The organism is Arthrobacter sp. NPDC097144 (assembly GCF_044762205.1).
GTDB lineage: Bacteria > Actinomycetota > Actinomycetes > Actinomycetales > Micrococcaceae > Arthrobacter_B.
The window spans coordinates 1-19,674 of record NZ_JBIWDW010000008.1 but is presented as its reverse complement, the minus strand read 5'-3'; the positions used below and the strand labels follow the sequence as shown (position 1 = coordinate 19,674).

Sequence of the window (19,674 nt, the reverse complement as noted above, 5' to 3'; positions counted from 1 at the left end):
TTCTGAGAACCAGCACTAAGGACCAGTAATGAACAACAAAACCAATCGAGTCCTCATGGGTTTGTTAATTGCCATGGCAGTGGCAGCATCGGCCCTAGTCCTCACCATCCCGGCGCTCTTTGGCCCGCACGAGCCGCATCAGTTCTGGCTGACGGCGGTGCTGGGAGGCATTACCGCAGTTCTGGGAATAGCCCTGATCCTCCTTCGTCCCGGCAGGAACAATTCAGTATCAACGCCGCATAACTAGCACCGAATAAACACCAAAAAGAATGATGGCCTCCTACTTAGAGTAGGAGGCCATCATTGGTTGTTACAGCTTCATCGAAAGGGGGCCGCAAGGTCCAACGCCCCACACCCTGCCCGAGCGCCTGCTGTCCTGCTCCTGGCTCGGTACAACCTCAGAGCAGCTGGCGGGCGTTGGCCTTTGCCAGGTCGATGAGTTCGCGGCCGTTGCCGGCGAGCACCGTGCGCAGCGCGTAGACCGCAAAGCCGCTGGCCTGCTTCGCGTCGATCTTCGGCGGAATGGACAGCTCCTGCCGTTCCACCGCGACGGAAACCAGTGCCGGGCCGTCGTATTCAAACGCACGGCGCAGGGCGCCCTCGAGGTCCTCCGGGCGGGTCACGCTTTCGCCGTGCATCCCCACCGCCTGCGCGACCTTGCCGAAGTCAGGGTTCTGCAGCCCGGTGCCGAAGTTGACGATGCCCGCGGCCTTCATCTCCACCTCCACGAAGCTCAGCGCCGCGTTGTCGAACACCACAATCTTGATCGGCAGATTGTGCTGCACAGCCGTCAGCAGCTCGCCGAGCATCATGGCCAGGCCGCCGTCGCCGGCCAGGATCACCACCTGCCGGTTCCGGTCCACTGCCTGGGCACCCAGGCCGAGCGGGGTCGCCGCCGCCATGGTGCCGTGCCAGAAGGAGCCGATCAGCCGCCGTCGTGCACCGATGTGCAGGTGCCGGGACGCCCAGATGACCGGGGTGCCGACGTCGGGCAGGAAGACGGCGTCGTCGTCGGCGAGCTCGTCGATCAGGTGGGCCAAATGCTGCGGATGGATGGCGCCCGAGCCCTGCTTCTCCAGGTCGTCAAGCTGCTTCCGGGTGCGGCGGTAGTGGTCCAGCGACTTCTCGAGGTGGGTGCGGTTGGACTTGCGGTCCAGCAGAGGCAGCAGCGCCTCCGCCGTCTCGCGCACCCCGCCCACCATGCCCTGCGTGATCGGAGTGCGGCGGCCGAGCTGCTCGCCGCGGATGTCCATCTGCAGGATCTTCGCGTTCTTCGGGAAGAACTGCTGGTACGGGAAGTCGGTGCCGAGCATCAGCAGCGTGTCGCAGTCCTCCATCGCCCGGTATCCGGATGCGAAGCCCAGGAGCCCGGTCATGCCGACGTCGAACGGGTTGTCGTGTTCGATGAATTCCTTGCCGCGAAGGGCGTGCACAATCGGCGCGCCGAGTGCGTCGGCGAGGGCGAGGACCTCGTCGCGTGCGCCCTCCACGCCGGCGCCTGCGAGGATGGTGACCTTTTCGCAGGAGTTCAGCGTGGCGGCGGCTTCCTGCAGCTCCGCCGGGGAGGGCACGGTGACCGGGTCGCTGCGGCGAACGGTGAATACACGATCGTCCACGGCGTCTTCCAGCGCGGTGTCGCCGGCCATCACGAGCACGGCGACGCCGCGCTTCTCGATGGCCGTGCGCATGGCGATCTCCAGCAGCCGCGGCATCTGCTCAGGGCTCAGGACCATTTCGCAGAAGACAGAGCAGTCGCGGAACAGTTCAGTGGGGCGGGTTTCCTGGAAGTACTGGCTGCCGATTTCGTCGCTCGGGATGTGCGAGGCGATCGCGAGGACGGGAACCCGGCTGCGGTGCGCGTCGTAGAGCCCGTTGATGAGGTGCATGTTACCGGGGCCGCAGCTGCCTGCGCAGACGGCGAGGTCGCCTGTCAGCGCCGCCTCGCCGGCCGCCGCGAACGCGGCCTCCTCCTCGTGCCGGGTCAGCATCCACTCGATGCCCTTCTCCCGGCGGATGGCCTCGGTCACCGCGTTCAGGGAGTCGCCGGGAACTCCCCAGATCCGCTGGATCCCGTTGGCGGCGAGGTTGTGGACGACGGTTTCGGCGATCGTGGGCATGCTAATCCTCTGTTTGGTGCGTTCAGACGGCCCCTTCAGTCTATGCACCGGGGATCGGGCGGTGAAAGAGGTGAGGCTTCACACGACGCCGCGGCTTAGGGGCCTGCGAAACCTGCCGGCCCGCCGGATCAGGCTTCGTCCTCATCCGCGAATGAATCCGGGCTGATGCCTGCACGCGGCTGCGCTGCCCTGCTGTGCCCCGCGCAGATCATGCAGATAACCCCCGGGCCTTGGGTGGGTCCGGGGGTGGGAGATTTAGTTGTCTGGGTCAAGCGCGGCTAGGGCAACGGCCTCAACCTCAAGCTCAAGGATGTGAACCAGGTCAAGTAGCCAGTCAATGTCCGAGGCGGCCTGCGGGCTGTCGCGGTACTGGTCTAGCGCGGCGCGGTTCCTAATCTTTGTGAGTCTGTCTCGCGTGTCTGCCGTGGGCGGGCCTCCTTTTCTCTCGCGGCTGGGGGTGCCCGCCCGCAGGGAGGAAACAAGTGCACCGGGCGGGAGTCTGCACGGGCTAAATGTTCACGCGCCACCGAGTCTTGTTTGCGCGTGCTTTCGCCTTATAGAGAGAAGTATTGGTACAAGGCATCTCTTCATGGTTCCTCGAGACATCGTGATCCAACTCTTTATCCATCGTATCCGGCGCAAACCGGCCGTTCCAATCAGCCCCGAGCAGTACTGTTCTGGCTCTCAGCTACCCTGCCGGCGCCGGATCTCAAGCCACTTGCCCTTGGGTGCCGGCGGGTGTTGTGTGGCCGGTGAGCTGTGGACCATTCGTAGCCCCAAAGCGGTGATCGACGAGATCCACCGCCGGCCTGTAGCCGCGCATTCCGCGTTCCCGGCCGCCGTTGGCACCCCATGCGTTCACTGCGCTCGGCGTCGTTTTCGGCGACATCGGCACGAGCCCGCTCTACGCGCTGAGTACGTCATTTGGGCTCGCCCACGATGAGGTGGACCAGGTCGTTGTCTACGGCACGACGTCGATGGTGATCTGGGCGATCACGCTCGTCGTCACCGTGCTTTATGTGGGCATCCTGCTGCGCTTCGATAACGAGGGGGAAGGCGGATTGCTGGCGTTGCTCGCGCTCCTGCGGCGGGCACGGCCGTCGATCCGTCTGCGGTCAGCCGCCACGGTCCTTGCGGTCATCGGCGCGGCAATGTTCCTCGGTGACAGCCTGATCACGCCTGCCATCTCGGTTTTGTCGGCAGTCGAGGGGCTCGAGACGGTGACACCGGGACTCACCGCGCTCGTCGTCCCGATAACTCTCACCGTGCTTTTCAGCCTCTTCCTCGCGCAACGCTTCGGCACGGCCCGCATCGGCGGCATCTTTGGACCGGTGATGCTGCTCTGGTTCGTGGCTGCCGCCGTCTTCGGGCTCCTCTCCCTCGCGCAGACACCCGGCGTGATCCTCTCACTGTCACCGCACTGGATCGTGCTGCTGGTGATTGCCGACCCGAAGGCCGCGTTCCTCACCCTCGGCGGGGTGGTGCTCGCAGTCACGGGTGCCGAAGCACTGTTCGCGGACATGGGCCACTTCGGACGCCGCCCCATTACCCTGGCCTGGCTCGCCGTCGTATTCCCGAGCCTGATCATTACCTACCTCGGCCAGGCGGCATCGGTTCTGCGGAATCCCGCCGACGCAGGCGGCGCATTTTTCGCCACCGTCCCCGGCTGGGCTGCCATTCCCATGGTGGTCCTCGCCACCGCGGCTACGGTCATCGCGCCCCAGGCCGTGATCTCGGGAGCCTTCAGCATGGTTCAGCAGGCTTCGCAGCTGGATCTGCTGCCGCGGTTCAGGGTCATCCACACCTCGGCTTCCGAGCGCGGCCAGATTTACCTCCCCGGGGTGAACCTGCTCCTGGCAGTCGCCGTCACGACCCTGGCATTGCACCCTCCCCGGCATTGAGCCAACATTGCGCCATTCTTGAAGCAAATCAATGTCGCTATTGAGCGACACTTGCAATACTGATCAAGGATGAATTACACCCCTGCAATACATCATGTTGTGGTTGTAGACTACGTTGACTACTACATGTAGTGTCGAGCTTGAATCTTCTTCCACCTGATAGGCCCGCACCATCCATCGCTCCTACCGAGATCGGAGGGTCACCTCGTGGCTCACCTCAAACAGCAATTCAAAGATGCCCTGAGCTCCATTGAGCCCGGCGCAGATAAGGCAAACGCTCCAGAGGCTCACCTACTCGTGCGCGAGGCCTTGGCTGCGGATGCCAAACTGGCCGATTATGGAGTCGACCCAGTTCTCATTGGCTCATACAAGCGCAGCGTGTCCATCAAACGTGTCAAGGACGTCGATGTGTTCGTCCGGCTGCCCGACCTTCCGAACGACGTGACGTCGAAGGACATCCTCGACCGGTTCTTCAAAGTCCTCCACACAGAATTCGGTACGGATTCCAGTGGCCACCGTCGCGTAGTGCGGCAAGACCGGAGCCTGAAAATCGCATTCCCGGAATATGACCTTGACGTGGATGCTGTGCCAGCGCGGCGTCACTGGGACAGAGCAACATGGGAAATCCCTCAAAAGGGGGAGGATGACAAGTGGGTGCAAACCAACCCTGAAGCTTTGACCAGCCTTTCCAGCGAGATGAACGCTGCCCATGACGGCCACTACGTTCCCACTGTCAAACTCCTGCGGCAAACCCGCCGTGCCCTGCTTCGCCGTGGAGCGAAACCCGGAGGTTTTTTCGTCGAGGTGGCGGCCTTTCAGGCCTTCAAATCCGGCCTGGTTTCAGGAAATGACCACGCGGAATACTACGTGTCGGCCCTTGAAGAGGTCACCAAAATTATCAACGACTTTGTCCTTCACGGTACCGGCGTGACCGACCCAACCCTCTGGGGAGAGACCATCAGTATTCGCGCAACCGATGACGAGCTCGACACCGCGAGGCTCCGGTTTGCCGATGCTGCCGTCTCAGCCCGAGCAGCTCTCGAGGAAGAGGACGAGGGTCAGTCCGCTTTGGCTTTTCAAAAGCTGCTGGGCAAAAACGGAGACGATGAGACCGTGTTCAACATGCCCCCTGGATACAACGAAGACGGTAGCAAACGGGCAACCACGATTTCGGCGGGGGCACGACTCGTCCCCGCCGGAACGAGGACATTTGGGTGAACCTCGAGACGTATGCCGACGCCATAGCCCATGCCCGCCAGCACTTCGAGGAAGGCCTCATCCGAGCTGGCTTTACTGAAACGAACGAGGGGTGGACAGGTATGGCTGGGGCCCCTGGGAACCCAACCACCGTCTTGATTTCCCTGCCGGAACGCTTTCCATTTAGGCCTCCGAAGGTTGCCCCGGTTGCGGAGGATGCTGTGCCATGGTCTTGGCACCGCGAGTTGGACGGCACCCTCTGTCTGATTGCCGAGGACGACCACGAGGGGCTCTGGTGGGTTGAAGCGCCGGCATTCCTTGAACACGTCTCAGGATGGTTGGCCCAAGCAGCAGCTGGCTGGCCAGACGATCGCCCTGATCTTGACCTAGACCGGTATTTTCGCCCGTCAACGGAGGACACCAGAATCTACCTCTATGACGACCTTGGGACGTTGGGTGAAGGCCTCATTCGGTTCCGACCAGGCAAGAACAACATCATGCGGGCAAGCAAGGGCGTTATTCCCAGAAAACTCGTGAAAGCTGGGAGAGACCGCCCAGCGTACGTGGTCGACGCAGGTGACATCGACGTACCACCTCGGACGTGGGCGGACATCAGCGCCAGGATTCGGCCCGATATCAAGCTCGATGCCAGAATCCGGCGTCACGAGGTCTCTGTTGTGCTGCTTAGGTATCGTCGCGGGAATCACGATGGTGCCATCGCTTTGGATGTTGGGCCAACTGTCCGCGGCGAAATTGCTGTAAGGACACTGACTTCGGCGGCTGATACGACGGCAGCCCGGACGGCCCGTGCCGGTGCCCAGAAGGCAGAAATCAGGAACAGGAGCGTGGCTATCATCGGGCTGGGCGCACTCGGTTCCTTCATCGCAGATATGCTGACGCGCGCTGGAATTGGCCGAATGACATTGATCGACGGAGACGTGATCCTGCCTGGGAACATCGTCCGGCATCTCGTGGGACGCGACGCAATCGGATTACCGAAGAGCGAAGCTGTGAAACGCCACCTGGTTAGCAGGAATGAACTCACGGATGAGAACATCCAAGTGAGAACAAGACCCCTCAGGTCCGCCACAGAGGCAGCCCTTCTCATCAGTACTCATGACCTAGTCGTGAACGCAACCGCCGACTTTTCTACCACGGCCCTTCTCCGTGTAGTGGCGGAGTCCTCAGGCACGCGGATTCTCTCGGCTTCACTACATGATGACGGAACCGCCTATCGCGTCGACATCCTACCCCCTGCCGGTAACTCCTCACCTGCGCCGCCTTTGATGAAGGCCCTGAATCCGGGCCTTCAAGTATCGGAGTTGTTCGAGGCTGGATGTGGAAGCCCACTCTCCCCCACTCCGCCGCACGCCGTGATTGAAGCTGCAGCCGCCACAGTCCGGCACGGTATCGGGCTACTCACAGGGCGCATCCTCAATCCAGTAGGAGAATCACGTGACTTCACTGCTGATCCTGAAAGGCATCACCAATGAACCGACGACCTGTCCGTATCGAGCTGCAGCATGAAGCACATGAAGTCATCGCTGCCGCAACGGCGAAGAGCCTACCGCGGGAAACCGGTGGCATCCTGCTCGGATACCACGAATCCAGTGCCATCGTTGTGACCAATGCACTGACCATCGACAGCGACCGCGAATCAACAACCCAGTACGTCCGCAATGACGCCAAAGCCAACAAACTACTCGAGGACTTCCTCGCGGACCGAGCTACCGACGATCCCACAGGATATGTCGGCGAATGGCATAGTCACCCGGCCCCAGCAGGACCAAGCCCAATAGATGTCAACGTGCTTCGCACAATTGCCAAGACCAGCGACGCCCCCATCGCCTTAGTCGTCTGCTCCGCGTCGCTCACAACACCGTTTCATGGAGTCACCGCACATCGTCAACGGTTTGGTCGCACCACCAGCAGAACTGTCCCAGTCATATCCCCAGCTCCCAGGCTCCAGCCACTTCGCCCCTTGCCGTCAACTGCTGTACGGGGTGACGGCCCCATTTTCGTCTCGTACCGTCAAACAGACGGTACCGAGCAGGCATCACGGATAGAACACTTGCTGCGAGCCACCGGCCTCGTGGTCTGGCGTGACTATCGCGATCTGCGTGCTGGTACAACGACAGATCGACTCGAGCAAGCCCTGACCCAAGGCCTCTCGGCAGCGGTGCTCGTCGCTACTCCCGACATCGTCTACAGCGAAATCGTCCGAGAGCGAGAACTCCCCCGCCTGCTCCAACTCGACGAAAACGCTGACTTCAGCCTCAGTATTGCGAATACGATCCCTAGACGCGGTAGCTTCTCCAAATGTGACTATGATGCACCCGATCGACTCCTCCGCCTTTCGCCTAAGCGCACGCTTGCAGATAAGAAACAGACCAACATGCTCGATACCATGGGCGAGTTGGAGATTGCGCGCGACCTGCTCATGCACCGGATAGAACAACGCAAGCCCACGCTCCGAAGAACAAATCGAGCATTTACTCTTCGCGTGCAGAGCCGGCCGACGGCATTCGCAATCGACGCGGACGACGAGGACCTACACATTAGGGTCAACGCCGCAGAAAACGGACGCCTCCCATCAGCCGAAGGTCTCCATCTCCTTCAACGAACACTCCCTCTCATCAGCGACGCCATTTACGCGTCTCGGGCACCGCGTGTACAGATCCTTGGCGGAGCCCACCTGTCGATCGCACTAGCACTTGGATCAGCACTCCCTGAGACCAAATTCGGATTGGTTGAAGTTATAGACACGCGCAATGGAGCATGGGGGTCGGCGGCGTGTGAAGAGGATCCGCTCGATAACGTCGTCCGTGTGGATGAATTCCTCCTCCCAGCCCAACAGGTGTCCGGTACCGGTACCCAGAGTAAGATCGCGATCTTCGTAGGTCTCACACCGGCGGCAGATAGCACGGCCTTCGAGACACTTATAAGCTCATCACGTCACAAATTTGTCAAAGCGGCAATGGTTACCACGTCCACAGCCCAGCTTGATCCGCGTGAGGCCGGCCGCCTCAGCTCAGTAATCGCCCAGCAGATCAAACGACTCGCTGCCGAATATGGACGCGCTGAGGTCCATCTTGCTTTCCACGGACCGTACACAATGGCCGTGTTGATAGGACGCCATTTGAACACGCTCCGAACCGTAGCCTACGAATGGGAAGACGAGGGCGGTGCCTCGCGATACACACCAGCCCTTGTCATTGACACGGGCAGCGCTGGCGGTCCAATAGCCGAAATACTGCTTGAAATCGATGAGGCGCCAATAACCTAAAACGCGGTGTGGCCGGGGAGGAACGAAAGTGAGGTGTAATCAATCTTCATCGGTCTGATGGCCGGTGAACCAGGGTTGTGGAGTTTCATATCACTACTTCCCCCGGCTCCGGCAGGGTCCGCAGCTGGCAGTGCACCTGCACTCGATTTGGATGCATATGGAGAGTACCTCGAGGACGTGAAAAAGAGCTGAGACTACCAAGCGGGGTGGAGCCGTGGTCGTGACAGGTTCGGGAAGGCCCTGAGGTCATCGCGGACCGTGATGGGATTCGAGCCCGGACCGGAGCTGCCATCCTGTGAGCAGGCTAGCTTGCCACGTGCAATCGCGAGGTGCTGGAACGGAGCTTTGCAGAGGGGGCTTCTCATAGCCCCCTCTGCAACACTTACCCGCTTCTCCCGTTCCCGACGCCTACCCTCCCGTCCCATGCCCCGCACGCCCTGCCCCACCCCACTCCTCCACCCGGCTAAAATCGAGGAGGCCCGTTTTACCCCCACCGCACGGGCGGAAAGCGCAGAATGTCCTTCATCGAGAACGCCGTTGCCCGCTGGGCCGAACTGCAGCGGCTCCAGGCCTCCCCCGGCTGGAAACTGACCAACGCCAACGCCTGGGTCCCGGCGCTCTTCCGCGAGGCCTTCACCCGCACCCGGCCCCGGGTTCCACTCGACGACTTCCACGCCACGACGGACTCCTTCCTGAACCGTCTGCGCATGGACGGCGTGCAGCTGCGTGAGGACTGGACAGGCCGCAACTACGCCGATGACTGGGTGGCCCGCCGGTTCCTGGCCCGGCCCCGCGCGGACGGGAAGTTCGTCTACGAACTCACCGAATCCTCCGCCCGCTTCCTCTCCTACCTGGACGGCTTCAGCAGCGACAAAACCTCGCTGAACTCCTCCCGCCTGGCCACCCTGCTGGACCGGGTGGAGAACCTCGCGCAGGAATCCAACCCGGATCCGGCCGCCCGTATCGCCGTCCTTAAGGAAGAGGTCGCCCGGCGCGAAGAAATGATCCACGCCCTGGAAACCGGAGAGGCTCCCCCGCCGCTGCCGGAGGACACCGCCGTCGAAGCCGCCCGCGACATCCTGGACCTGGCCGCCGCCCTGCCGGCCGACTTCAAACGCATGCGCGACGGCCTGGAAAAGATGCTGCACAACCTGCGCCAGGAAATGGTGGAATCCAACGCCGCCAAGGGCCTGACCATGGGCGAAATCCTCGAAGCGGACAAAAAGCTGCGCAGCACCGCCGAAGGCCGCACCTATGAGGGCTTCACGGCATTCTTGAACGACGCCGACCAGCAGGCCCGCTTCCGCGCCGCGATCGCGGAGGTGCTGGAACGGGACTTTGCGGACAACCTCACTCCCGAGGACCGGCAGAGCCTGTACCGGCTGATTTCCGACATGCGGGACCAGGCCACCGAAATCCACCGCATCTACGGCCGGCTCTCCGAATCCATGCACACCTATGTGCAGAGCGACGAGTACCGCGAATCGGTCCAGCTGCGCCAGCTCATCCGCGCCGCCGAGTCCGCCATCCACAAGGCCCCGCGCGGACGCCGCCGCGCCGCCGTCGTGCCGGCGCCGCAGCTGTACGGGTCGGGCTTCGAATCGCTGAGCATGGTCCGGGTCTACAACCCGGAGGACCACGCCGCCCCGCGCAGCCTGCCCGAACCGCCGCAGTTCACCGAGGCGGACATCCACCGCTCGGCCCGCACCCCGCGCGCGGACCGGCGGGTACTGGCCGACGCCGTCTCCCGGGCGACAGCGAAACGCCCCGGAGCCACGGTGGCCCAGGTGTTCAAGCTGCTGCCGCCCGAACACCGGCATTTGAACAGCATCCGCGCCCTCCTCGCCGGCGGCGGCGCCGCCGGCGAAACCCTTGAATCCGTTACCTTTACCCAGATCGACGGCAGCGAGCGCACTGCGCTGCTGCCCGCCGTCGCCGTCGCGAAAGCCCCCGAAAAATGAGCGAGACCATCCACGCCGCCCCGGACGAGACCACCCCGGAAAACCCGGAGCTGAAAGACGAGCAGGCAAAAGAACAGGGCGCAGATGCCCCGCGCGACCTCCTCGTCGACGGCCCGGAACTGTTCCCCGGCGACACCGGGACCCTGCCGCTGAAGCTGCGCCAGGCCCTGATCCGGCTGCTGCGCGGTCCCTACCTGGATGCCACGTCGAGCGACAACGTGTACGAGACCGTGGTGGACAACCAGGAGCAGCTGCGCGTGCGGCTGAGCGAGCTGTTCCTGTCCCTGGTCATTGACGAGGACCGCAAGGTGGCCCTGCTGCGCCCGGTGGAAATGGCCGAGCCGCACACCTCCGCCCTGCAGCGCCAGCGCGAAATGACCCGCGAGGAAACCCTGCTGCTGCTGCGCCTGCGGCTGATCCTGGACCGGCACACCGGCACCGGGAACGAGGCCACCATCGCCCGGGAGGACATCCTCGAGGTGCTGGAGGCCTACGTGGACCCGGGCCAGCGCGACGCGAAGTCCGTGGAGGACACCGCTGACGCCGCCATCCGCAAGCTCGTCCAGGACCGCCGCCTGCTGATCCCCACCGAGCTGGACAACGTCTGGGTCATCTCCCCCGCCCTGCCGCTGGCCCTGCCGTATAGCCAGATCGGTGACATCGTCACCTTTATGAACACCCTTTCGGGGGACACCGGGGATGACGCAGCGGACGACGGCGGGGCCACCCTGGATCTTGACGGCACCGACACTGAACCCGCCGACACTGAACCCGCCACGAACGACGGCGAGGAGCCGGCATGAGCATCGAAACCACCCTCCCCATGGGAGACCTGATCAACCCCGGCCAGAACCGGCTCTCCTCCGTGCAGATCGTGAACTGGGGAACCTTCGACGGAGCGCACACCATTTATGTGGACCGCGCCGGCACCCTGCTCACCGGAGATTCCGGCGTGGGCAAGTCCACCGTCTTTGACGCCATGCTGCTGGTCATGGACGCCCGGCCCCGGATGAACGAGGCCGCGCAGAACAACAACGGTTCCAACGCCGAGGAAAAGCGCACCGCCTTCTCCTACATGCGCGGCCGGCTTGGCACGCAGGGAGCGGACGACGGCGCGGGCACCGCCTACCAGCGCCCCGGCGCCACCTGGTCCGCGGTCTGCCTGACCTTCGACAACGGGCTGGGAAAGATCACGTCCCTCTCCGTGGTCATGGACCTGCCCGCCACCGGCACCGAACACAACCTCGGGCGCTTCTACCTGGTGCACAACCGCCCGCTGGACCTCACCGCTCTGCAGACCGGCATGCGCGGCCGCTTCACCAAGGGCAGCCTGGAAGCCCTGCTGCCCGGCGCCGCCGTGTTCGACTCGCACAAGACGTTTGCCGAGCGCTACCGGCAGGCCCTGGGTGTGGAGGATGAGAAGGCGTTCAACCTGCTGCGCATCCTGCAGACCGGCAAGGGCCTGGGCGGGACCGTGAATGACTTCTTCCGCACCAACGTGCTGGACACCCCGCGCACGCTGGCCGCCGCCGAAGAAGCGGTGGAGGACTTCAGCCACCTGCGCAGCATCCGCCGCCAGCTTGAACGCGCCCGCCAGCAGCGCGACCACCTTCAGTCCGTGCCGGAGCTGAACACCCGTTACCGGCAGGCTGCCGACGCCCTGGCGCACAACCGTGCGCTGACCGCCGAGGGCCTGCCCGCCTACCGGCAGCGTCTGGCCCTGGAAGGCGCCTCGCGCACCGCCGAGAAGCTGGAGCAGGAAGCCGCCGCGGCCCGCGCCGAACTGTCCGCTGCGGAAGCCCGCCGGGCCACGCTCAAGGACCAGCGCGATGCGCTCAGTGCCCGCTACGCCGAAGAGGGCGGTGGAGCCATCGCCACCCTGGAACGCGAACTCGCCGCGGCTGCCGCGCAGCTGCGCTCCCGTGAAACCGTGGAAAACGCGTTCCGTGAGGAACTGGCCGCCGCCGGGATCGACGTCGACTTCTCCCCCGCCGGGCTCGTTACCGCCCGCAGCCGTGCCGCAGACCTGAGAAAGTCCCTCGGTGCGGAGCTGGACGCCGCCAAGGAACGCAGCAGCAACGCCCACGGTGAGGCGTGGTCCCTGAAGGGGCAGATCGCCAAGCTGGAAAACGAGATCGGCTCCTTCCGCCGCCGCAAGTCCAGCATCCGGCAGGAATCCCTGGACCAGCGCACCCGGATCTGCGCCGCCACCGGCATTGACGAAGCGGACATGCCCTTCGCCGCGGAACTGATTGACCTGCCCGCAGAGCACGCCTCCTGGCGTCCGGCCGCCGAACGCACCCTGCGCTCCCTGGCCACCGCCCTGCTGGTCCCCGGCGAGCACATGGCCGCGGTCACCCGCTTCCTGAGCGAAAACGACATGCAGGGTTACGTGCGCTGCATCGACGTCTCCGTGCCGCTGGACGGGCCCGCCGAGCCCGGCCCGGATGACCTGATCACCAAGCTCGTCACCCATGATTCAGCCATGGGTGACTGGGTGCGCCGGAAAATCACCGCTCACTACGACTTTGTCTGCGTTGAGGACCCTGCGGGCCTGGCCGGTGTCGCCAAGGGCGTCAGCCTCGGCGGGGCAGTCAAGCGCAACCGCAGCACCACCGAAAAGGACGACCGGCACACCAAGGCCTCGGACAACGTGCTGGGCTTCGACAACAAGGACACCGTCGCGGCCCTCGGCAACGAGTTGCTGGCCCTGCGCGCCGTCTTTGAGCAAGCGGACAACCTGTCCCGGCAGCACGCTGCCGAACAGGACGACATTGTCCGCCGGCTGGCCGCGGTCCGCCGCGTGCTCGACGACGAGCGCACCTGGGAGGAGCTGTCCGCCGAAGCCGCCCGCACCGCCGTCGAGCAGGCCACCAACCGGCTGGAATCGGCCCGGGACGCCAACGCGGACCTGGAGCAGATCCGCTTCGAGCTGGACACCGCCGAGCTTGACCTGACCGCCGCAACCGAGCGGGTGGGCGGCCTGAAGCAGAACACCGCCCGCCTGAACGCGGACCTGGCCGCCGCCGTCGAGCGCCGCACCGCGCTCTCCGCCAAGGCGCCGGAGAACCTCTCCGAGGGGCTGCGCACCGCGCTGGCGAATCTGTTTGCCCCGTTCGGGGACCTCACCGATGCCGCCGCGCTGAAGGAAGCTGCCGGTGAGGTGGAACGGTCGCTGATCACCGAACAGGCCCGGCTGGAGAAAACCCTGCTGGAGACCCGCGCCAAGCTGGAGCGGACCTTCGAGACGTACTCCGACAAATGGGGCTCGGACTTCGGCACCTCCGTGGAATCCGCCGGCGCCTACGAGGACCGGTTTGAGGGAATCATCACCGAGGGCCTGCCGCAGCGCGAGGCCGAGTTCAGCGAGTACTTCAACAACCGCACCTATGAACGCTTCAGCGACCTGCTGCAGCTGCTGGACGAGGAACGCCGCAGCATCTCCTCCCGCCTGCTGCCGCTGAACTCGGTGCTCCGCCGGGTGGAGTACCACGCTGGCAGCCACCTGGAGATTGAGGTGGCCACCACCATTCCCGACGCCGCATACAAGTTCCGCACCGAGCTGAAGAACGCGCTGCCGATGATGGGACGGCGGCAGGACAAGGCGGACATGGACGCCCGGTATGCCGCACTGGAGACGCTCGTGGACCGGTTGAAGGACCCGGAGGAGAAGCGCTGGCGGGCCGAGGTGCTGGATGTCCGCTCACACGTGACCATCACCTGCAACCACCGCCTCGCCAACGGGCACACCTACACCAACCTGCAGGCGTCGCTGATGTCCGGCGGTGAGGGCCAGCGCTTCACCGCGTTCATCATGGCCTCCGCGCTGGCCTACCAGTTGGGGATTGTGTCCCAGGGCTTCAGCACCTACGGCACGGTGATGATGGATGAGGCGTTCGTGAAGTCCTCGCTGTCCTTCGCCGAGGCGTCCATAAATGCGCTGCACGAGTTCGGCTTCCAGCTGCTGCTCGCCGCTCCGGAGGACAAGGTGGACCTTTCCCGGTTCCTGGGCTCGGTCACCGAAATCCTGCGCGACGATGTCACCAACCGGTCCGGCGTGCTGGAGCGCGGGCTGGGCAACTCCCGGTCGGTGGACATCCTGCTGCGGTAGGCCCGCGGCTCCCAGCTGCCGGGGCCATACTGGGACGATGGCCAATCTCCTCTCCACCTGGCGCCGGCAGCTGATCGGCACCTTCAGCAACAACGCCGCCGAGATTCCGCAGTGGGAACTGGACCTGGCGAAGGGCGACGACGTTGGGCACTTTGGTCCCGATTCCGCCGTCTGGGCGGTGCACGGATCCATGACGCCGATCATCGCCGGCATCCGGGCGCTGATGCTGCAGGCCCTGCATCCCGGGGCGATGGCCGGCGTCCATGACTTCTCCGATTACAAGGAGGATCCGCTGGGCCGGCTGGCCGGGACCATCCGCTGGATCTTCACTGTCACCTACGGGGACACGCACGCTGCGAAGTCCGGTTCCGACTGGGTCCTGCGCCTGCACGAACGCGTCCACGGCACTTATGAGGACGCCGCCGGCGTGGAGCGGCCTTATTCGGCGAATGATCCGGAGATTGCCCGCTGGGTGCATCTGGCCTTCGCTGATGCCTTTCTGTCCTCCCACGAGCGCTACGGCGCACCGATTCCGGGCGGTCCGGACGCCTACGTGTCCGAGTGGGCAGTGGCCGGTGAGCTCATGCGCATCGACAACCCTCCGCGGTCCGAGGCGGAGCTGCGGGCGCAAATGGCCGCGTACGACGGCGAGCTGCGGAACAGTGCCTACGTCCGGGAGGCCATGAAGTTCCTGCGCCGGCCGCCCCTGCCGCGCTCCCAGCTAATCGGTTACCGGGTGCTGTTCGCCGGCGCCGTCGCGTCCCTGGAGCCCCGGCACCGGGAAATGCTGGGAGTGAAGGAACCCCGGCTGGGCCCGTTCCGGATTCCGATGCGGCTGCCGGTCAAGGCGGTGCTCGGCGTGATCCGGCTGGGGCTCGGGCCGATGGCGCCCAGCGAGCGGTCCGCCCGCGAGCGCATTGCCCGGCTGGGCGGCTAGGGCTTGGCCGCTGCCACAGCCACCAGTTCCGCGGCCACCCCGGTAAGCCGGCGGGGACCGGCCCAAACGGCGGTCAGCGGACGGCTGATCCCCTGTCCTTCGAACGGAACCTGCAGCAGCTGCCCGTCGGCCAGCTGGTTCCGCACAGCCAGTTCGCTCAGCGCAGCCGGGCCGGCGCCGGCCATGACGGCCACGCGGACCGCTGCGTTGCTGCCCAGTACCTGTGCCGGCGGCGCGACGTCGTACCCGGACAGCAGTTCCTGCAGCGCCTCCCGGGTGCCCGATCCGGTTTCCCGCACCACCAGCGCAGTGGCGGCCAGCTCCTGCAGCGAGATCCGTGCTGTCCGCTCGGCCCAGTCATGCGTGGGTGCGGCCACCACCACCAGTTCGTCTTCCCGGACCACCAGGGCATTCAGCCGGACCGGAACGTTGGGCGTCTCCACGAACCCCAGCTGCAGGGCGCCGCTCAGCACATCGTCAATCACCTGCGCCGAATTCTGCACCTGCACCTCCACGCGCGCCTGCGGCAACCGCCGGTTCAGTTCCGCCAGCCACACGGGCAGCAGCGTGTCCGCGATCGTGTTGCTGGCGCCGACCCGCAGCTCCATGGGTTCGCCCCGGTCGGAGCGCACCAGCTCGTTGAAATGCCGGGCAGTGTCCAGCAGCTCCCGCGCCTGGTCCGCCAGCAGGAGCCCGCGCGACGTCGGGGCTGAGCCGCGGGGACTGCGTTCGAGCAGTGCGGTGTGCAGCCCCGCTTCCAACTCGGCAATGGCCCGGCTGGCATTGGACTGCGCCATGCCCACTTTGCGGGCTCCTGCACCGACGCTGCCCTCGTCCACCACAGCCACGAACAGTTCCAGCACCTGAAGGTTCGGCCACCTTTCACCCATATCAGAAGCATATAGGCCCATGCCGAATCCCGGACTACCGGGGCTTTGGAGCCGGTGACACGATCAAAATATGTTCACAGAGATCCAGCACCGCCGCACCAGCACCCCGCCGACCCGTACCTCTGCCGTGGGCCGCTTCGTCCCGGGCCTGCTGCTCTGCGCCCTGGCAGTAGCCGTTGCCCTGGCAGTCAACTCCGCACTCCCCGCAGCGAGCCCGTTAATCGTCGCCATGGGCCTGGGTATTGCACTGACCAACACGGTGCGCCTGCCGCAGTCCACGGCGCCGGGAATCACGCTCGCCGCTAAGAAGCTCCTGCGCCTGGGGATCGTGTTCCTGGGCCTGCAACTGGTGCTCTCTGATATTGCCGCATTGGGTGTGCCCATGCTGATTGTCATTGTCTGCATTGTGGTCGGCGGCATTTTCGGCACTCTTCTGATGGGCCGCCTGCTGAAAATGAGCCCCGCCCAGGTGCTGCTCATTGCGTGCGGCTTTTCCATTTGCGGGGCCGCCGCGGTAGCCGGCGTCGAAGGGGTCACTGACTCCGAGGAGGAGGACGTGGTCACCGCCGTGGCACTGGTAGTCATTTTCGGTACTCTCATGATTTTTGGCCTGCCCTTAGTCGCCGGCATGCTGGGCCTGAGCCCTGAAATCAGCGGCATGTGGGCCGGGGGCTCCATCCATGAAATTGCCCAGGTGGTTGCCGCCGGCGGAGTCATCGGCGGCGGAGCGCTGACTGCCGCCGTGGTCGTCAAACTGGCCCGCGTCCTGATGCTCGCCCCCGTTGCCGCCGTCCTGAGCGTCCGCCAGCGCCGGTCCGGCCGGGTTGAGGCGGGACAGAAGCGGCCACCCATCATTCCGCTGTTCATTATTGGTTTCCTGGCCATGGTGGTGCTCCGGTCAGTTCTCGATTTGCCCGGCGCCGTGATCCAGGCGGGAAGCTTCGTCCAAACCGCGCTGCTGTCCGCAGCAATGTTTGGGCTGGGCTGCGGCGTCAAAATCCGCAGCTTGATGCGGATCGGGGCCCGGCCGTTCATCCTCGCCGCAGCTTCGACCGTCCTCGTGGCTGGAATTGCGCTGGCAGGCATCCTGCTTGTCCAGCCCTGATGGACTGCAAATCGAAATCACACTCTTGGCTGGGAAATATATCTTCCGGTCCTCCGGCCGCCTTTGGAATCATTAAATAAGGCAACTTCAGGACAGCAACCGGCTGCATGCCGCACAGCCGTTCCCCCAACGGAAAGGAACTATGCGCAGGACTGCCCCTTCCCTGATTCTCGCCTCAGTACTCGCCCTCGGCAGCGTCGCCTCCTGCGGCGCACCCGATCCGGGGTCCGAGACAACCGCCCCGGCAGAAGCACCGGCCAGCGCACCGGCACAAATGACCTTCTCTGCCGAGCAGCTAAACCAGCTGGCTCCCGCCGAAGCACGGGTCATCAGCAACCCGGCAGACCCGCAGGCCACCCTGATCCTCTTCACCGACTACCAGTGCCCCTACTGCGCCATGATGGACACGCTGATCCAGCAGGCCAAGGAGGACTACGGAGACTCGGTCCGCATTGTGGTGCGGAACTATCCACTGCCCAACCATCGAAACGCCGAGCCGGCGGCCCGCGCCGTGGAAGCAGCGGCCGAACAGGGTGCCCTGGAAGAGATGGCGGCCAAGGTCTTCGAACACCAGCAGGACTGGAAGAGCGCTTCGGAGGTGGACGGCATCTTTGCCTCCTACGCCGAGGAGCTGAACCTGGACATGGACCGGTTCCGGGCCGACTATGATTCGGAGGCCGTCAAGGACCGCGTGGCGCGGGACCTGCAGGATGCACAGGAGCTGCAGATCCGGCACACGCCTACGCTGATCCTCAATGACCGGGAGATCCAGCTTCAGACGGGCGCCTACAGCGAGATCTCGGAACCTCTGGACCAAGCTCTGGCGAACAACTGATCCGGCCGACCCGGACTGGACCAGTTGATCCTGGACGGGATGATGCCCTCGCATATCGCGCAGGAAAACAGCAGCGACGCCGGCTTCCCCGCCGAACCGATCCGATGCCGTTAAACGAAACAAGCTCCATCTGCCGGATAAATCCGGCAGATGGAGCTTGAGTGGCGGAGGATGGGGGATTTGAACCCCCGAGGGCGTTAACCCAACACGCGTTCCAGGCGTGCGCCATAGGCCGCTAGGCGAATCCTCCAGGCTTTTGCTCCGTAAGAAGCAGATATAAGACTACCCGACGCAGGCCCAATCCAACGAATCGAGTCATTTCAGGGTCTCCGCGGCCGGATCGGGCAGTGTTCGCCCCCATAGCCGAAGTACCAGATTTCCCAGCGGAATCGCCAGCCAGGTGAGGATTCCTGCGACCGGATTCAGTAAGGCAATGGGTATGGAAATGAAAAAGATCACCGGCGTCAACGGAGCACGAACCCTGGCGAAGGTCACCAGGCGCGGATCAACGTCTTCCTTAAACATGTTCCGGTGTCCGGCATAAAGCCAAAGCCACGTGTTGGCCGCACCGATGAGCCCCAGGGTAGTGGCATAAACAACGACGCCGACGACGTCGTCGTTATGGAATGCCAGCATGTCGGTGGCATAGCTGAGCATCCCGATGAAGAAGAGCAGCACCAGGTTGATCCGCTGGAGGCCGGCGGTGAACCCCGTGAGCAGCCGAAAGAGGCGGTGATGACTGAGCCAGTAGGCCCCCGCGACAGTGAAGGACAGCAGGTAGGCAGCAAACTCCGGCCACTGTTCGGCGACGGCACGGCCCAGATCTCCGTCCGGAACCTCGGGGATCTTGATGTCTACGGCCACCAGGGTCATGGCAATGGCGAAGACGGCATCACTGAAGAACGTGGTGCGCTCAACATCTTCGCCGGAAGAAACCCGGCGGGTATAGGCGTGATTCATATTCCGGGGCACAGGACCATCTTGGGCGGCGTCCCCGGCTGCCGTCACCCCAAGAGGGCCCTGACTGCGGCCGGACGGCAGAAACGGTTCCTGCCTGACTCGGGAGGAGCCGCTCCTCCGGGGACCCGGGTCAGCCGCCCATCCGTTGTACGGATCAGGGGGCCATTCCAGCTTCGGAAGCCCTTTACCTGTACAACGAAGTGCTCAATGACACAGAACCTGCTGATTTCAGTGCGGCTCACCGGCAGCCGGCGACCCGTTGACGTCTGGAATTGGCGTGTTAAACAGTTCAGGCCCGTACCATCACTGGTACGGGCCTGAACCTCTGAACATAAAGTATGTCCGGCGGTGACCTACTCTCCCACACCCTCCCG

The 19,674-nt window shown here is 64.2% G+C and carries 14 protein-coding genes and 1 tRNA gene; 11 read left to right on the top strand and 4 right to left on the bottom strand.

From position 1 onward, the window contains the following. Nucleotides 1-28: 28 nt before the first annotated feature. Entirely contained in the window at nt 29-247 is a 219-nt protein-coding gene (locus tag ACIQXM_RS16295) for a hypothetical protein (RefSeq protein ID WP_400933347.1), read from the top strand. Between the two features lie 151 nt (nt 248-398). Here the strand turns inward: ACIQXM_RS16295 and poxB are convergent, their stop codons facing one another. Next, a complete protein-coding gene (gene poxB, locus ACIQXM_RS16290; RefSeq protein WP_400933345.1) occupies nt 399-2,117 on the bottom strand; it encodes a ubiquinone-dependent pyruvate dehydrogenase in 1,719 nt (572 codons plus the stop codon). 842 nt (nt 2,118-2,959) lie between these two features. Between poxB and ACIQXM_RS16285 the strand changes: the two genes are divergently transcribed. The 8 genes from ACIQXM_RS16285 (at nt 2,960) to ACIQXM_RS16250 (ending at nt 15,510) form a co-directional block, all read left to right on the top strand. Further along, a complete protein-coding gene (locus ACIQXM_RS16285) occupies nt 2,960-4,018 on the top strand; it encodes a KUP/HAK/KT family potassium transporter (RefSeq protein WP_400933343.1) in 1,059 nt (352 codons plus the stop codon). A gap of 207 nt (nt 4,019-4,225) precedes the next feature. Then, nucleotides 4,226-5,236 carry a nucleotidyltransferase gene (locus ACIQXM_RS16280; RefSeq protein WP_400933341.1) on the top strand — a complete coding sequence of 337 codons (1,011 nt, stop codon included), beginning with the start codon at nt 4,226-4,228 and terminating at the stop codon, nt 5,234-5,236. After that, entirely contained in the window at nt 5,233-6,708 is a 1,476-nt protein-coding gene (locus ACIQXM_RS16275) for a ThiF family adenylyltransferase (RefSeq protein WP_400933339.1), read from the top strand. The genes ACIQXM_RS16280 and ACIQXM_RS16275 overlap by 4 nt, the downstream gene beginning before the upstream one ends. Beyond that, nucleotides 6,705-8,501, top strand: a complete 1,797-nt coding sequence (locus ACIQXM_RS16270) for an SAVED domain-containing protein (protein ID WP_400933337.1) — start codon at nt 6,705-6,707, stop codon at nt 8,499-8,501. Before ACIQXM_RS16275 ends, ACIQXM_RS16270 begins: the two co-directional genes overlap by 4 nt. A gap of 515 nt (nt 8,502-9,016) precedes the next feature. Then, nucleotides 9,017-10,462 (top strand): DUF3375 domain-containing protein, encoded by a 1,446-nt coding sequence (locus ACIQXM_RS16265; RefSeq protein ID WP_400933335.1) that lies wholly within the window; start codon nt 9,017-9,019, stop codon nt 10,460-10,462. Continuing rightward, a complete protein-coding gene (locus ACIQXM_RS16260; protein WP_400933333.1) occupies nt 10,459-11,265 on the top strand; it encodes a DUF4194 domain-containing protein in 807 nt (268 codons plus the stop codon). Before ACIQXM_RS16265 ends, ACIQXM_RS16260 begins: the two co-directional genes overlap by 4 nt. Continuing rightward, on the top strand, nt 11,262-14,573 hold the full coding sequence (locus ACIQXM_RS16255) for an ATP-binding protein (protein ID WP_400933331.1): 3,312 nt from the start codon (nt 11,262-11,264) through the stop codon (nt 14,571-14,573). The genes ACIQXM_RS16260 and ACIQXM_RS16255 overlap by 4 nt, the downstream gene beginning before the upstream one ends. Nucleotides 14,574-14,610: 37 nt before the next feature. Further along, the gene (locus ACIQXM_RS16250) at nt 14,611-15,510 is read left to right on the top strand and encodes an oxygenase MpaB family protein (RefSeq protein ID WP_400933330.1); all 900 of its coding nucleotides are present in this window, start codon (nt 14,611-14,613) and stop codon (nt 15,508-15,510) included. On the opposite strand, the gene ACIQXM_RS16245 is transcribed toward ACIQXM_RS16250, so the two are convergent. Beyond that, the gene (locus ACIQXM_RS16245; RefSeq protein WP_400933328.1) at nt 15,507-16,400 is read right to left on the bottom strand and encodes a LysR family transcriptional regulator; all 894 of its coding nucleotides are present in this window, start codon (nt 16,398-16,400) and stop codon (nt 15,507-15,509) included. The genes ACIQXM_RS16250 and ACIQXM_RS16245 overlap by 4 nt on opposite strands. Before the next feature lie 70 nt (nt 16,401-16,470). Here ACIQXM_RS16245 and ACIQXM_RS16240 point away from each other — a divergent pair, with 70 nt between their 5' ends. Together ACIQXM_RS16240 and ACIQXM_RS16235 are read left to right on the top strand one after the other, a co-directional pair. Then, nucleotides 16,471-17,505 (top strand): YeiH family protein, encoded by a 1,035-nt coding sequence (locus ACIQXM_RS16240; RefSeq protein ID WP_400933326.1) that lies wholly within the window; start codon nt 16,471-16,473, stop codon nt 17,503-17,505. Nucleotides 17,506-17,647: 142 nt separating this feature from the next. Next, nucleotides 17,648-18,340, top strand: coding sequence for a DsbA family protein (locus ACIQXM_RS16235; RefSeq protein ID WP_400933324.1), 693 nt, complete (start codon nt 17,648-17,650; stop codon nt 18,338-18,340). 162 nt (nt 18,341-18,502) lie between these two features. Here ACIQXM_RS16235 and ACIQXM_RS16230 read toward each other — a convergent pair. After that, a tRNA-Ser gene (locus ACIQXM_RS16230) sits at nt 18,503-18,590 on the bottom strand. 65 nt (nt 18,591-18,655) lie between these two features. Beyond that, nucleotides 18,656-19,300, bottom strand: coding sequence for a TMEM175 family protein (locus tag ACIQXM_RS16225; protein WP_400933322.1), 645 nt, complete (start codon nt 19,298-19,300; stop codon nt 18,656-18,658). Nucleotides 19,301-19,674 lie beyond the last annotated feature (374 nt).

Bases quoted from the DNA above. Each gene is read 5' to 3' on its own strand.
- ACIQXM_RS16295 (WP_400933347.1), top strand. From the start codon at position 29: ATGAACAACAAAACCAATCGAGTCCTCATGGGTTTGTTAATTGCCATG.
- poxB (WP_400933345.1), bottom strand. From the start codon at position 2,117: ATGCCCACGATCGCCGAAACCGTCGTCCACAACCTCGCCGCCAACGGG.
- ACIQXM_RS16270 (WP_400933337.1), top strand. From the start codon at position 6,705: ATGAACCGACGACCTGTCCGTATCGAGCTGCAGCATGAAGCACATGAA.
- ACIQXM_RS16265 (WP_400933335.1), top strand. From the start codon at position 9,017: ATGTCCTTCATCGAGAACGCCGTTGCCCGCTGGGCCGAACTGCAGCGG.
- ACIQXM_RS16260 (WP_400933333.1), top strand. From the start codon at position 10,459: ATGAGCGAGACCATCCACGCCGCCCCGGACGAGACCACCCCGGAAAAC.
- ACIQXM_RS16255 (WP_400933331.1), top strand. From the start codon at position 11,262: ATGAGCATCGAAACCACCCTCCCCATGGGAGACCTGATCAACCCCGGC.
- ACIQXM_RS16250 (WP_400933330.1), top strand. From the start codon at position 14,611: ATGGCCAATCTCCTCTCCACCTGGCGCCGGCAGCTGATCGGCACCTTC.
- ACIQXM_RS16245 (WP_400933328.1), bottom strand. From the start codon at position 16,400: ATGGGTGAAAGGTGGCCGAACCTTCAGGTGCTGGAACTGTTCGTGGCT.
- ACIQXM_RS16240 (WP_400933326.1), top strand. From the start codon at position 16,471: ATGTTCACAGAGATCCAGCACCGCCGCACCAGCACCCCGCCGACCCGT.
- ACIQXM_RS16235 (WP_400933324.1), top strand. From the start codon at position 17,648: ATGCGCAGGACTGCCCCTTCCCTGATTCTCGCCTCAGTACTCGCCCTC.
- ACIQXM_RS16225 (WP_400933322.1), bottom strand. From the start codon at position 19,300: ATGAATCACGCCTATACCCGCCGGGTTTCTTCCGGCGAAGATGTTGAG.